Annotated in this window: 11 protein-coding genes and 1 pseudogene; 9 read left to right on the top strand and 3 right to left on the bottom strand. The window is 36.6% G+C overall.

The genetic code is table 11. The features are described 5' to 3' along the window. Positions 1-48: 48 nt before the first annotated feature. The 4 genes from EKM60_RS05840 to EKM60_RS05825 all read left to right on the top strand — a co-directional run bounded on the left by EKM60_RS05840 (position 49) and on the right by EKM60_RS05825 (position 4,645). A complete protein-coding gene (locus EKM60_RS05840) occupies positions 49-1,101 on the top strand; it encodes a D-alanine--D-alanine ligase family protein (RefSeq protein ID WP_125713413.1) in 1,053 nt (350 codons plus the stop codon). A gap of 172 nt (positions 1,102-1,273) precedes the next feature. Further along, the gene (nagA, locus tag EKM60_RS05835) at positions 1,274-2,431 is read left to right on the top strand and encodes an N-acetylglucosamine-6-phosphate deacetylase (protein WP_125713411.1); all 1,158 of its coding nucleotides are present in this window, start codon (positions 1,274-1,276) and stop codon (positions 2,429-2,431) included. Between the two features lie 571 nt (positions 2,432-3,002). Further along, entirely contained in the window at positions 3,003-3,749 is a 747-nt protein-coding gene (locus EKM60_RS05830) for a glycerophosphodiester phosphodiesterase family protein (RefSeq protein ID WP_125713409.1), read from the top strand. Between the two features lie 8 nt (positions 3,750-3,757). Then, complete coding sequence (locus tag EKM60_RS05825; RefSeq protein ID WP_125713408.1) at positions 3,758-4,645, top strand: alpha/beta hydrolase; 888 nt, start codon at positions 3,758-3,760, stop codon at positions 4,643-4,645. A gap of 991 nt (positions 4,646-5,636) precedes the next feature. Here EKM60_RS05825 and EKM60_RS05820 read toward each other — a convergent pair. The 3 genes from EKM60_RS05820 to EKM60_RS05810 form a co-directional block, all read right to left on the bottom strand. After that, complete coding sequence (locus tag EKM60_RS05820; RefSeq protein ID WP_125713406.1) at positions 5,637-6,974, bottom strand: zinc-ribbon domain-containing protein; 1,338 nt, start codon at positions 6,972-6,974, stop codon at positions 5,637-5,639. Between the two features lie 176 nt (positions 6,975-7,150). Further along, the gene (locus tag EKM60_RS05815) at positions 7,151-9,097 is read right to left on the bottom strand and encodes an ABC transporter ATP-binding protein/permease (RefSeq protein ID WP_125713404.1); all 1,947 of its coding nucleotides are present in this window, start codon (positions 9,095-9,097) and stop codon (positions 7,151-7,153) included. A 53-nt stretch (positions 9,098-9,150) separates the two neighbouring features. After that, positions 9,151-9,900: a tyrosine-protein phosphatase gene (locus EKM60_RS05810; protein ID WP_125713402.1), complete on the bottom strand. Its 750-nt coding sequence runs from the start codon at positions 9,898-9,900 to the stop codon at positions 9,151-9,153. A 73-nt stretch (positions 9,901-9,973) separates the two neighbouring features. Here EKM60_RS05810 and EKM60_RS05805 point away from each other — a divergent pair, with 73 nt between their 5' ends. The 5 genes and pseudogenes from EKM60_RS05805 to EKM60_RS05785 all read left to right on the top strand — a co-directional run bounded on the left by EKM60_RS05805 (position 9,974) and on the right by EKM60_RS05785 (position 14,640). Then, entirely contained in the window at positions 9,974-10,723 is a 750-nt protein-coding gene (locus EKM60_RS05805) for a glycosyltransferase family 2 protein (RefSeq protein ID WP_125713400.1), read from the top strand. A gap of 363 nt (positions 10,724-11,086) precedes the next feature. Then, a complete protein-coding gene (locus tag EKM60_RS05800; protein WP_404811397.1) occupies positions 11,087-12,238 on the top strand; it encodes a Firmicu-CTERM sorting domain-containing protein in 1,152 nt (383 codons plus the stop codon). A gap of 36 nt (positions 12,239-12,274) precedes the next feature. Further along, positions 12,275-12,874 carry an exosortase family protein XrtG gene (gene xrtG, locus EKM60_RS05795; protein ID WP_125713396.1) on the top strand — a complete coding sequence of 200 codons (600 nt, stop codon included), beginning with the start codon at positions 12,275-12,277 and terminating at the stop codon, positions 12,872-12,874. Continuing rightward, positions 12,874-14,229 (top strand): annotated as a pseudogene (locus EKM60_RS05790) (TIGR03111 family XrtG-associated glycosyltransferase). Before xrtG ends, EKM60_RS05790 begins: the two are co-directional and overlap by 1 nt. Next, complete coding sequence (locus EKM60_RS05785; protein ID WP_125713394.1) at positions 14,230-14,640, top strand: 6-carboxytetrahydropterin synthase; 411 nt, start codon at positions 14,230-14,232, stop codon at positions 14,638-14,640.

The raw sequence follows: 14,640 nt of genomic DNA, 5'->3' as shown, positions 1-14,640 counted from the left end.
AATCGCTTAAATGGAATTTAAAATAAAGAAAGAATAGGTGAACGAACAATGAAAATTGTTGTCCTTTCAGGTGGTAAAAGTACCGAGAGAAACGTTTCTCTTTCATCAGGTGCTAAAATTACAAATGCGTTGAGAAGTAAAGGCTACAAGGTAGCTTATGTTGATTCATTTTTAGGTGAAGATGTTGATGAAGATAAGATCGACGATCTATTCATTACTGAACCAGAAGATGAATCAAAAATGATCATTGACGATGAAGTTTTAACCAATGAAAAAATCGAAGCTTTACGTACAGATGGTACTAAAGGATTACTTGGGAAAAATGTTTTGAAAATTTGTCAACATGCCGATATTGTCTACATGGGACTTCACGGTGAAGATGGCGAAAATGGTAAAATGCAAGCTATGTTCGATGTTTTTGATATTCGTTATACAGGAAGTGGCAGTTTAGCTTCAGGTATCGCTATGGATAAGAAGTTCTCTAAAGAAGTTTTTGTTCAAAATCATATTCAAACAGCTGACTATACAACGACACAAACAGCCGACATTACAGAAGATGAGATTCCTTTTGGATTCCCAATGGTAGTTAAACCTTCTAATGGTGGTTCAAGTGTTGGTACACATATCATTCGTGATGCTTCAGAATTGAAGTCATCTATTGAAGATGCTTTGCAATTTGATACAGAAGCTTTGATCGAAGAATATATCAAAGGTAGAGAATTTTCAGTCGCTATCGTTGATGGACTTGTTTTACCAGCCGTTGAAATTACTGTTGATACAGGTTGGTATGATTTTGATCACAAATTCCAAGATAATAGTGTAACTCACTTTATCACTCCTCCTGAATTGGATGATGAAACTCACAAACGCATGCAAGAAATGACTAAAGAAACTTTTGATGCTTTGGCTATGAGTAATTATGGACGTGTTGACTTCTTATTACGTGACAGTGAATTATATGTCATGGAAGCTAACACATTACCTGGCATGACACCCCGTTCATTAATGCCAAGGGAAGCAGAGGCTGTTGGTATTTCATACCCAGACCTTTGCGAAAAGATCATTAAGAGTAAGATCCGCCTTTATGAAGATGGAAAATAATAATTAAACTTGAGTCGTATCGATGAAAATTCGGTACGATTTTTTATTTTTTCAATTTACATTATTGATGGATAGCGTGAGAATGAAATTGCACGTAAAAATTCCTAAATCAATCTGGTATAGACCATTAATAATTGCTATAATGGAATTATAACTTGGAGGAGACTGAATAATGACATATTACATTCATGCTAAAAAATTCTTTTTGAAGAATACGACTGAAAATGGTGGCTACCTAGAAATTACTGATGACGGTAAATTCGGTGGTTTCTACACAGAGGACAATAAGCCAGAAGGTAAGATCGTTGACTATTCTGATAAGATGGTTGCCCCAGGACTTGTTGATACACATATCCATGGACTTGTTGGAAATGATGTTATGGACAACGACTGGACAAAGATCAACGAAATGTCAGAAGGCCTATTAAAGGCTGGTGTTACATCATGGTTGCCAACAACATTGACAGCTTCTCATGAACAATTAATGGAAACTTGCCGCATGATCGGTGAAAACTATCAAAAAGCAACTGGTGCTAAAGTTCGCGGTATCCATTTTGAAGGACCTTTCTACACTGAAGAACATAAGGGTGCACAAAATCCTAAGTACTTTAGAGATCCAGATGTTGAAGAATTCAAAGAATGGCAAGAAGCTGCTCACGGTATGATCAAGAAGATCTCAATTGCTCCTGAAAGAAAAGGTTCAGTAGAATTTACAGCTGCTGTTGCTTCTGATGATGTTGCCGTTACTTTAGGTCACTCATCAGCAACCTTTGAACAAGCTAAAGCTTGTGTCGAAGCTGGTGCTTCAGGATTTACACATGCATATAACGGTATGAGTGGTTTGAATCACCGTCAACCAGGAATGGTCGGAGCTGCTATGTCAATGAATTTTGTTGATGATGAGCTTATCTGCGATGGACATCACGTTCAACCATATGCAGCCAGAATCCTTATCGACAAGAAAACTCCAGAACACATTGCACTTATTACTGACTGTATGAGTGCCGGACTAATGCCAGATGGTGAATATGTATTAGGTGAATTACCTGTTACAGTTGCCGATGGTCAAGTTAGATTACAAGAAGCACCACATAACCTAGCCGGAAGTATTCTACTTCTTAAAGATGCTATCAAGAATGTTGTTGACTGGAATATTGCCACAGACGAAGAAGCCGTAACAATGGGTAGTTATGTTCCTGCTAAGAGTTCTAAGATTGCTGACAAGTGTGGTTCAATCACACCTGGACATGATGCTGACTTTATCATCTTAGATGATGACATGAGTTTATCTGAAACATATTTGGACGGGGAATCAAGATATCAAGCATAATTGTTTGTTGTTTTTCCGTCTCCGATTTCAAGTAATTCCACCTGTTATGCGACCGACCCAAGCCTTGGTCTTGGGTCTCGAATTTGAGCTTTGCTAACGCAAATCTCCGATTCGTCGGTGGTGTAAGAACAGAAAACCACTGTTCTAACGCCACTTGCACAACTGGCTCCATTACTTGAAATCTCCGACTCATATTAATAGTAAATTAAAATATAGATTCCACTGTATATAATCTTAAATGTGTATATGGTGGGATTTTTTATTGGACTAAGAATTATTACAATATTTTTATTTGTAATGCTTGAATTATAATTAGCCGAAGGTCGAGATGAATTGCCAGCAGTTGTAATTCCGTTGGACGTCGTAGACGTCTTACGGAATGGACGTATTTGAAGATTTGTGTAAGCAAAGCTTCAAATCGAGACTTCAGACCTTGGCTGAAGTCGGTCCAACAGCAGGCAATTTCATCTCAACCGTAGGCGGCAAAACCTTCACCAAATAATTTATATCCAGAATAAACGATCCGCATTAACGGACAAAATAGCCTATAATAACTGCATGGAGGATTATTATGACAAAAAAAATATTTGCTCATAGAGGGATCCCGACGCTAGCGCCTGAGAATACTATGGCTTCATTTAACGAAGTCATAAGTTACGGGATCAATTGGTTAGAAACAGATTTAAGCATAACTAAGGATGAAAAAGTTTTTATTATTCATGATGATAAGTTGAACCGAACGACTAATCGAACTGGATCAATTGAAACTTTGGACAGTAGCGATGTTAAGGCAGCCGATGCAGGATATTGGTTCGCTGAAAAATATCGTGGTGAAAAGATTCCAACGCTGAATCAATTGATCGATTTTTTAAATATTCATAAGTTGAATGCTAATATTGAGTTAAAAGGTGTTGTTGGGGATGACGCCAATCATTTAGCAGACAGCTTAGTTAAACAATTTTCCGAAGCATTAGATAGATTAGATGAAAATGTTGACTTGATAATTTCCAGTTTTAATCCAATCATGCTAGAAAAAATGTACCAACTTAAACCAAATCTTAAATATGCAGTTTTATTTGATGAAGACGGTTTAAAGGAAGATTGGAATTTAACGATGCAAGCATGTCATGCTAAAATAATCCATCCAGATTCCAATGGATTAACTAAAGAAAAAATTAAAAAAATGCAAGATTATGGCTATCAGATCAATGTTTGGACTGTTGACAGCATTAGCCGTGCTAGAGAACTATTCTCATATGGCGTCGATGGCGTTTTTACTAATATTGCTGATAGAATGGAATTTTTAGTTGAAAGCTAGGCGATTTGATGAAAAGTATTCAAGTACCAGTTAAACAAGAGATAATCGATGAATTTCGTGATGTTGTTTATGAACAGAATTTTGGTAATACTAATGATTCGCATGTTATAAATGAGTTAAAGATGAGCCTATTAGTACCAAGAGATGATCGTCCACATCCAGCAGTATTATATTTTCCTGGTGGTGGATTTACTAAGGCAGACTATCATAAATTTATTGATTTTCGTTATGCATTGGCTCGGGCAGGTTTTGTAGTAGCTGCGGCTCAATACAGAGTTATTCCAAGTGTTTTTCCTGATCCAATAGTTGATGGAAAAGCGGCGGTGCGTTATTTGCGAGTGCACAGCGATGAATTCAATATTGATCCTGATAAAATAGGTGTTTTAGGAGATTCAGCCGGTGGATATTTAGCCCAAATGATCGGTGTGGCAGATGATAAAAAGTTTAGTCAAGGTGATAATTTGGATGTTTCTGAATCAGTTCAGGCGGTAGTTTCACTATATGGATTGAGCGATTTATTGACAGTTGGCTCTGATTTTAGTGAGGCTATTCAGAATAGTCATAAATCACCAGCTTCACCAGAAGCTGTTTTATTGAATGGCTTGAACATTAGCGTTACCCCACATCAACCAGTTCAAAAAAATATTGAAAAAGCACAAATTGCCAGTCCACTTTATCATGTTAAAAAAGGATTGCCACCCATATTGTTGATGGCTGGAGATCAAGATACTTTAGTTTCCCCCTCTCAAAGTAAAAAGATGTATGAAGCTTTAAAGGACTATGATGTCGAAACAGAACTTATTATGATCAGAAATGCAGGTCATGGAACAATTGAATGGCATCAAGATGAAGTTATCCAACAAGTTGTAAATTGGTTTGTTACATATTTAAAGTAAACGAAAAGACTCCTGAGATCACTCTCAGAAGTCTTTTTTTAGGAAGCATTTCTTATTTTAAAGTTGGTGTATTAATTTTTCAGAGAGGTTGTAAATATCCTCTCAGAAACGTATTAGTAGTTGTAATTATCAGGAGGGTTTATTCAAATGGTTGAGCCAGTTCATGAAACCAGCTACTCCGAATAAAATATTTAATCTCTAGTATCGACTTTTCATCCCCGTATATTGATTTAAAAATAAGGGGCTAGGCCCCTTATATCTATCCCATTCATGAAACGAAACTAGGCAGCTGCCGCAACGGCAGTCTTCTTAAACTGGTGGGGTATTGGCAACTGGGTCCTCATTCTTTAGGTCTAGTAAAGTAATGAGGTTATCGAAAACTAAATATGTTTAAACATATCCGGTTTTCTTACTTTGAATTATAGACTATTCTGCCAAATATACAAAAAAAACGCCTGAAAATTTTATTTAGGTTGGTATCGCCGAAGAGTGCGAGGATGTCGGTCTGTTGTGGGACCGGCGTGAGTCTTGACCTCACGTCTCGATTTTGAGCTTTGCATAGTGCTGCAAATCTCAAAATACGTCCATTTCGTAAGTATAGCTGCGCTATCCTAACGAAATTTTCACTACTGACCAACACCCTCGCACTCTCCGGCTTAGATAGTTATTGGATTGGAATTGTCACATGATTTAAATCATATTGATATAAAAAAAGATCCCTAGATATACAGGATTTTACAATAAAATCCAATATATTCAGGGATCTATATTTTTCTATTTAAATATTTAGTGTATATTAGCCGGAGATTTTTAGTAATGGAGCCAGTCGCCATAATGGCGTTAGAACGGTGAATTTCCGTTCTTACGGCATGGACGATTTTGAGATTTGCGGGAAGCAAAGCTCGGAATCGAATCTTCAGACCTTGGCTGAAGATGGTCCGGCAACAGGCGGAATTACTAAAAATCGGAGGCGGTAAGGCAAACAAAGCTACTATCTAGTATGTGGTCTTAATGTATAAGCCAATAACAATGAAACAATTGAAGTTATCAATAGAATATAGAAGCTATATCCAAAGGCTGTACCGCCAATAGCAGTTTGACCAGTAATGGCAGCTGAATTTACTGCACCAGATGAGAATATTCCATATACCAATGCATAAATAATAGTTGGTAATAAGGTGAAGATCCTAACTATTCTGATACTTCCATGTGATCTGAAGCATGCTGCAATCAAGGCTATAACTGGTGAAATGAAGCATATCAAACGGATAGCTGAAGATGCATTCATGATCAGAGTAGTTTGCGCACCTAAGTTAGCTGTGTAGTTAGCTGCGGAGGCAATAGTACTGGACAGGGAAACGCCATTGATAAATGGACCGCTAACGGATGAAATAAATCCGATGATTGAAGAAATAATGATCATGATCTGACGTGAATTCTTACCACGACTGGCATCACGAACTTTATGTTCTTTTTTAGTTTTAGCAGGTCTTTCAGTATGTTGATATTCTCTAGGTTGATCATAACTATTACCAGAGGTGTGTACATTATCATTGGCTGGTTTATCAGCATCTTCATTTGAATGTGAGAATCTCTTATTTAGACCTACTTCTTTGCCATGTCTAAATTGTGATGTGAGAAACCACAATAGAATAAAGACTGCTAAAGCAATCCATCCATAATTACGTTTAAAGACTAAGAGAATTGCTGTGATGATAACAGCGAAAATACTTAAGTAACTGTTATTACGAGCAAAACTTAACATATTGGAGAATAGACCGTCTCCTTGTTTTTCAACTTTTTCTTTTAACTTTTCTTTTTGTTGTTTCTTTAATTCACTTTTAGTTGGCTTGAAGGGATCTTCTGCAGGTTTATAAGGTTTATTGGTATAAGGATCGTGATAAACCTTTTCAGCCTGTCGAAAATCGTTTTTATTGTAAGCCATTGTTCGATCGTCTAATGCATCAGCTGGATCGGACTTTGTACGTTCATAAGTTTTTACGGGATCATAGTGAGTCGCAGGCTCAGTGTGTTTAGGTGCAGCAGGCTTGACGGGTGCCTCTCTTACACTGTCGTAAGCTTTTTGTTGAGCTGGAGCCTGTGTGTAGTGTGTTTCTTTAGACGCTGGTGCAGGTTCTGGCTTCTTTTCTGCTGCTTTAAGTTCAGCCTCAATATCTGAAAGAGAACGAATAGTATCGTCTTCTTCAGATTGATGAAGTTCATCAGTATTTAGGTCAGCACTGGTATTTCTTTTCTTTAAGGCCGCACCGCAGTTGTCACAAAACTTCTGTGAAGGGTCAACTTTGTGGCCACAATTAGGACAAAACATAATTATTCCTCCATTACTTTGACAAAGATAAGTATACAAAACAAACGGACGTTCATAAAGATGTCTACCGTAAAGTTCACAAAAACATCATACTTGTTGATTGATTCCTCGATCTTATCGAATCTCTATTATACAAAAAAATCTCAGCCTAAGCTGAGATTTTAAGGATTATTAATTTATTCATCTGTTAGTGAATCGCGTGGATCTAGTTTAGCAGCACGTCTTGATGGAGCTAGAGCAGCAAGCAAACTAATAATGATACTTATGGCGATACCGAATATGGCATTACCCGGTGATATCGAGACTATTGTTGCTTTAAAAGCATTTTGGGTCGCATTATTGATCAATAGTTGAACTCCATAAGCAATTAGAACGGCAAATACCCCAGATACTAATCCAATTAAGAATGATTCAGAAACAAACATATTTCTAATATCTTTCTTTCTAGCACCGATGGCACGTAAGATACCGATTTCCTGAGTACGTTCAGAAACACTGATGTATAGAACAACGATAATCATGATAGCTGATACGATCAAGGAAATACCAGCAACACCTGCTAGAACGTAGAAAGCAAGGTTTAGATAAGTATTAAGTTGGTCAATGATCGCACCGACACCTGTGATCATGTACTTATTCTGTTTCTTGTTTTTGACAGTCATTTTATAAGATTTGATCTTATCTTGAACGGCTTTGACATTTTGAGTCTCATTAACTGTCAAGGTAGCAAAGTTAGGTTTGATGGTTACGTTAGATTTTTTAGATGCGGATTTTAGAGTGTCATAAGTGATGGCAGAGGATCCGGATTTGATGATACCTGAAACTTTCAAGTCAATAGCAACTTGAGTAGGTTTCTTATCATCATCTAAAGTTGAGATGTACATCTTGACGGTTTTACCAACTAAATTCTTGTAATGTTTCTTATTTAGTTTTTGAGCATCCGACTTAAGCAGGATGATCTCACCGTTACCTGGCTTTGATCCCTTGGTGATGTCGCCAGTCTTTTCAGTTGCATTCCAAGTTTGGAAATATTGAACGTTGGTATTTTTTTTATTGTAATTTAACTTTGGAGATTGTAGGAAATAGGCTTTTTCAACTTTTTCAACATTCTTGATGTCTTTAAAGTCTTTTATATCTGATTTAGTAATATTTATAGAATCAGTATCTGTATTGGTCCCATTTTGCGGTAAGTTCTTTGTAACTTGGATAGCGTTAGGATTGATCTGTTTAGTCATTTCGCCATTGATATAACCAGTGACACCAGATCCTAGTCCCAGCATCAAGATAATTGAGAAGATACCTATTGCAGCACCAATTATGATCAGAATATTTCGGCCCTTTGTGTAGATCATGTGTTCCCAAGCTAATCTAAAGGTATCCATGAAGCTTAGATGAGTGATTTTTTTGTTAGCATCACTGACATCTTCTATCTCATAGCTGTCACGAATCACTTTATCAGAATCGATCACACCATCTGCCAAATGGACGATTCTTGTACCATAATCAGCGACTGTTTGTGAGTGGGTAACGGCAATTACTAATTTACCTTCTTTGGCAATATCGTCTAAGATTTTTAATACTTCTTTTGTATTTTGTGAATCTAAGGCTCCAGTGGGTTCGTCAGCGATAATGATCTCTGGGTCATTTGCTAAAGCACGGGCAATAGCAACACGTTGTTTTTGTCCACCGGATAATTGATTGGGATGTTTAGTGACATGTTCTTCTAGTCCCACCTTTTTTAATAAGTCAGTAGCACGTTGTACACGTTCTGATTTACTTAGCGATGACATTTCTAGAGGAACTAGAACGTTTTCTAAAATTGTTAAGTGGCTGATCAGATGGAAACTCTGGAAAACAAAACCAACAGTGTGACTGCGGTAATTGTCCAAAGCTTTATCTGATCCTTTTTTGAGCGACTTTCCGTCAACAAGAATATCGCCTTCAAATTGAGAATCTAATCCACCGATAGTGTTTAGTAAGGTTGTTTTACCGCCACCGGATTCACCTAGAATTGAAACAAATTCTCCGCGATCAAGTTCCAGATTGATCCCTTTTAGAACAGGAAACTTCTTTTTGCCTAGCATAAAAGATTTTTTGACGTCTTTTAGTTCTAACAAGCTCATTGGCTACCCCGATTCATAACTATATATTTGGTAAGTTGATTATAATAGTTATCCTACTCTAAGTAAATTCTTTTTAATTTTTTGAGCTTTTTTGAATTAATTCCAAAAGCTGAGTGCAAATATTCCTCAAAACTTCCATAGTAGTGGTCTATTGCAGCGAAGACAGAAGTGACACTGGCTAAATCAGCTTTAGTCATATTCATTTTATTGATGTCTTCACTACCGTTTTTATCATTTAAAGTGCGGGCGATCGTAGCTGTATCGGAGTACATAAGATTTGTCAAAAGGTAGTCTTTGGTAATTGTCTCATCGTCAACCCCTAGAGCTTTGAGAATCAGGATAGCACCCATGCCAGTTCGATCCTTGCCGGCAGCACAGTGAAATAATAACGACTCATCTGGTTGATCATTTTCTAATAAGAGATCAAAGAATAATTTGTAAGCTCTCTGTCCGTATTTATCCAAAAGGACTGATTGATAGATCATCCCTAGATATGACTGTTGACTGTCAAAAGCGTTCATTAATTTTTCGCCGTTGCCTTTTAATGGATAGACTGGGTCTGAATAAATTTTATAAAAATTAGTATTTTGATCGGTCCAAGCATTCTGTTCTCGTTCGGAACGAAAATCAACGACATATTTTAATCCATATTTTTTAAGGTAATTTAAAGCTTGAGGCGTTAGATTACTTATATCTCCTGAACGAAGGAGTTTATTATATTTAATTTGTTGGCCACTGGCGGTTTTATATCCCCCCAGTTCACGTAGGTTTATTGCACCTTCAAGATTTAAGATACGTTTCATAATTTTCCTCCCCGATAATTCGTTGCGTGTATTAGGTTTTTTGAAGTAAAATGTTATTAAGGTGATTTTATTAATGACAGAAAATAAACTTTCAATTATTGTATCAGCGTATAATGTCGCTGGCTACATTAACAAAACGATCGAATCATTGATCGCCCAAACTAATAAAAATTTTGAAGTGATCATTGTTGATGATTGTTCGACTGATAATACTTTAGATGTTATCAGAAAATACGAAGAAGAGTATAACTGGATCAGAGTTGTTTGCCATGCGCAAAATGCTGGAGTTTCAGCGGCTAGAAATTCTGGATTGCAGGTAGTAAAGACTGATCTGGTTACTTTTGTTGATGGTGATGATTTTGTTGAACCAGAATACGTTGATTTTTTTCTAAGCTTGTTTAAAGAATATGATTTAGACATGGCAACATGTGGCTTCTTCAACGATAACGGTAAAAAGAATAAAAGAATTGACCGTCAAAACAGTTTTGTTGATCGAGATGAAGCAATCAAGCAGATCATTAAAATCAATGGAACAGTCATGGGTTACACGTGGAACAAAGTTTATCGTACATCTATCATAAAAAAAAATAATCTGTCTTTTCAAACAGATCTGGATTTGATGGAGGACGAAGTTTTCAATGTGGAATATGCAACTTTAGCACAGAAATTTTATCTGGATAACAAGCCTTTATATCATTATGTTTCTAGAAAAGATAGTGCCAGTCGTAAAGTGACGATTGAAAATGTTCGGGATGTAGGACTTGCTAATTTACGAGTTTATAGAACTATTCATGGATTCAATGACCGTGAAGAAATGGAATAGAATTCACCTTAACATGCAGCATAAACGTGCAACAAAATATAGTTTTTTCCGCTTAAGGCAAATAGCTCCAGTAATCCAAAGTCGGATTACTGGAGCTATTTGCCTTAATGCTCGAAAGCTGACCATGTTTTATCACACTCGCTAATCCTTTTGTGATAATAAAATTGCTATAGAACAAGTTATTTATATTTGAATTATGAGCAAAGTATCTTTATCATGACTATAAATTAAGTTAAAATAAAATGGAGTATAAATATTTTTGTAAACAATAAAATGTCAAAATAGTTGTTTGAGGAATCCTAAAGTTAAAGGGGGGAATTCAACGTTATGAAATTACGTAAAATGATAGTGGTCGCAGCGATCATGCTTGGACTTGGCGGTTCAATAGCAGGTATAAAACCTGCAACTGTAAGTGCTGATTCTGATCCTATTACCATTGATGGACAATTCTCTGATTGGAAAAATACTAACTTGGTCGAAGGTTACAATGGATATACCGGAATGGTCAGTGACGGTCAGTATGTTAATGTCTACGTGAAAATGATCAATGGACAGGTGCCTGGTCATGGTGATTATGTCTTTAGTGTTGGTGGAAAAGATTATCATGCTTGGACTAACGATATTTCTGGTGATGTTGCTGAGGGTGATGCCAAACAGATTACACTAACTGGTGGTTCAGATTTTGACGGTACCCAATATGGAACAGTAGGTAACGGATATGTCTCTACTGTTGATGGTAAAAGTGTTGCCGAGTTCAAAATTGATTTAAGCAAGTTCAACCTACCTGATTCAGATGTAGGTAAACAGATTTCAATGAAAAATTCTAATATTGGTAGTGATGCGGTAACCACAACTGTTAATTCTGTTGGTGAAAAAAATGCTGTAGGTACTGTTGATGGTAAAGCCGATAAGAATGAAAAAGGTGATACTCCAACAGATGCCAATGCTAACAATACTAATGATAATTTGAATATTAATATTGATGGTAAGTATCAAGATTGGAAGAATATCCAATTGACTGAAGGTTATAACGGCTATACAGCTATGGTCAGTGATGGTCATTACGTATATGTTTATGTCAAAATGAAGTATGGACAAGTACCTAGCTATGGTGATTATAATTTTGATATTGGTGGTAAGAAGGTTTACGTTTGGACTGATGAGATCCCTGGTAGCTTAGCTGATAATGAAACTAAGGCCGTTACTTTTACTGGTGGTGACTATAATGAAGGCCATCAATATGGAAAAGTCGGAAATGGTTATGTCACTAATGATGGAAAAAACAATATTGGTGAGTTCCGAGTAGATCTTAGCAAGTTAGATGTTTCAACTATGGGTGGCCAAACAATTACTATGTACAATCCCAACATTGGTAATGAGAAAGTCACGACTTCTGGTGGTTCAACAGGTCCACTCTTGATTTCTGGAGTCGGGGTCTTAATCGCTGGATTTGGATATGTCAAACTTAAGAAAGCGGGATATTTGAAACGTGGAGCACGTACTTCTGGTAAATAGTTTGATGAATAAATTAAATAATAGGACTGATATAAAATGAACATATACATCCTACTGGGAATCGTGGTATGGCTGTACATGTTGTCAGTACTAAAAAGAGCCCAGTTATCTGCTTTCTTCTTTATTGTTGGTAGTGCTGGACTTTTCTTTATCTTAATGGCAATTAGCCGTCCGTACTGGGTCTGGTTTTTTACCCATGCAGTAATTCATGGGGTCGATCTTTTAAATAAGATAACCGGCTGGGCTACAGTCATGTTGAAAACGGGATTAGTGTATATTACTAACGGTCATAACCCGGTCATTATGTCGATCGATTATGAATGTTCAGGAATTATTGAAACATGTGCATTTGTCTCATTAGTCGTCTTTTTCCCAATGTATGAACGTAAGGAAAAAGTATTCTATGCTGTTTTTGGGATGCTTTTTATATATTTTATCAATGTCTTAAGATTGATCGTAGTTATAACAATTGTTCATTTCATGGGTGGACAGTCATTCTTTTTGGCGCACTCTGTTATCGGACGATTAGTCTTCTATGTATTAGTCATTGCACTGTATTATAACGTCTTCACTTACTCTCAATTAGCACGTGGAATTTATCGAAAGTTCATAGATCGGAGGAGTAGTAAGGAGTGATGTATTGGATTAACTTGGCACTTAATAAAATGGGCTTCTGGATCACTTGGGCGCTTATTCCAATTATAGTAGAAATAATTCCTGCAATTATTTCTACTATTAAGTTGATGTATATACATAAATATCAAAAGAAATTAGTAGCACCTGGCAAATGGCCTTATGTATCAATTATTGTGCCAGTATATAATTCTGAAGATACTCTATTTGACTGTATTCGATCGATCAACAATCAGACCTATCCTAAAGATGCCATGCAGATAGTTTTGGCAAACAATCAGAGTACAGACGATAGTTTTGGAGCCTATGCGAAAGCACAGAATACCTTTCCAGAGCTGATATTGCGCTATGTTAATACTGATAATGGTAAAGCTAAAGCCTTGAATACAGCTATTTATGAGAGTATTGGAACTTATGTGATTAATATTGATAGTGATGGTATCTTGGAACCGCACGCTGTAGAAAATATGGTTTTGCGTTTTGAGAATGATCCTAGTATTTCTGCTATGACTGGGTCCATAATGCCTAAGGAAGAATTGGTCCAAGGTGTGAAAGGGTTTTGGCATCGTATCCTGGCTAAAAATGAATATTATGAATATGCTCAAGCCTTTATGTCTGGACGTACGATCGAATCATCTCGTGATCAATTATTTACAATGTCAGGAGCATTTTCAGCTTTTAGACGTGAAGTTCTAATGGAAACTTTCTTGTATGATATCGACACCATTGGTGAAGACACCGATATGACGTTCCAAATCAGGACTCGATTAGGTAAAAAAGTTATTGTTTGTGCGGATGCTATTTTTTATGTTGAACCAATTTCAGGATTTAAAGAACTATATACGCAACGGCAACGATGGCAACGCGGGGAAATGGAAGTTACACATAACTACATGTCACAATCAGCTGGATTAAATAAGTTCTTTAATAACTTTTTGGTATGAAGAATGATGATCGATCATACTTTTAGTTTTCCAAGAATGATTTGGACATTTGCCAGTTTTGTTTTGATAGCATTTGGATTTTCACCATTGATCTTGTTACTGTCATATCTTTTGATCTATGCGCTGTATGTCTTTGTGGCAGTGATCAATTACGTCAGTGTAGGAATTTTACTTAAGAAGTATCCAAAGGAACAACATTATTACTTGCGTCTTTGGTGGGTAACATTAACGTTGCCGCTGTATATGTTTATCTGTTCATGGATTCGTTTGATCGGGATTATTAATAGTATGACGACCAAGGCATCGTGGAAAATGCGTGGCATCAGTACTGAAATGGACCAACTTAAAAATGTTTTAAAAGATGATGTTAAAACTATTAAAGAACAGCGTCAAAAAGATAGAAAAGGAGAATAAATCATGGTAAAGCAACGGTCATATAAGATTAAATCGTATGTTAATGCAAGTCATGCGGTTCGTTGGAAATCGGGGACTGGTAAAAAGCATAATCATACTTGGGAAATCACATGTGAACTGCATGTTGCTGAAGCAATGGTTTCTTTCTTTGATATTGAAAAGTCACTGCATCGTGCAATTGATGCGTTGTCAGGTAAATATTTGAATGATTTGCCTGAATTCAAGACTGTTAATCCAACTGTTGAAAATGTAACCGAATATTTATTTAATGAAATTGATGCAATTTTGCGTGCAAGTGGGGCCATGCTATTGAGGATCGAAGTCAGCGACTCACCAACACGTGCATATTGTATTGACGTAACGGATAGAAAATTACCGATAGAATCAGAAACTAAATCGGAACAAAAATAA

Source organism: Companilactobacillus kedongensis, from assembly GCF_003946625.1.
In the GTDB taxonomy this organism is placed as follows: Bacteria; Bacillota; Bacilli; order Lactobacillales; family Lactobacillaceae; genus Companilactobacillus; species Companilactobacillus kedongensis.
This window is presented reverse-complemented; position numbering and strand designations above follow the sequence as displayed.

Excerpts from the sequence above, each read along its gene's own strand:
- EKM60_RS05840 (WP_125713413.1), top strand. The coding sequence starts at position 49 with ATGAAAATTGTTGTCCTTTCAGGTGGTAAAAGTACCGAGAGAAACGTT.
- nagA (WP_125713411.1), top strand. The coding sequence starts at position 1,274 with ATGACATATTACATTCATGCTAAAAAATTCTTTTTGAAGAATACGACT.
- EKM60_RS05830 (WP_125713409.1), top strand. The coding sequence starts at position 3,003 with ATGACAAAAAAAATATTTGCTCATAGAGGGATCCCGACGCTAGCGCCT.
- EKM60_RS05825 (WP_125713408.1), top strand. The coding sequence starts at position 3,758 with ATGAAAAGTATTCAAGTACCAGTTAAACAAGAGATAATCGATGAATTT.
- EKM60_RS05820 (WP_125713406.1), bottom strand. The coding sequence starts at position 6,974 with ATGTTTTGTCCTAATTGTGGCCACAAAGTTGACCCTTCACAGAAGTTT.
- EKM60_RS05815 (WP_125713404.1), bottom strand. The coding sequence starts at position 9,097 with ATGAGCTTGTTAGAACTAAAAGACGTCAAAAAATCTTTTATGCTAGGC.
- EKM60_RS05810 (WP_125713402.1), bottom strand. The coding sequence starts at position 9,900 with ATGAAACGTATCTTAAATCTTGAAGGTGCAATAAACCTACGTGAACTG.
- EKM60_RS05805 (WP_125713400.1), top strand. The coding sequence starts at position 9,974 with ATGACAGAAAATAAACTTTCAATTATTGTATCAGCGTATAATGTCGCT.
- EKM60_RS05800 (WP_404811397.1), top strand. The coding sequence starts at position 11,087 with ATGCTTGGACTTGGCGGTTCAATAGCAGGTATAAAACCTGCAACTGTA.
- xrtG (WP_125713396.1), top strand. The coding sequence starts at position 12,275 with ATGAACATATACATCCTACTGGGAATCGTGGTATGGCTGTACATGTTG.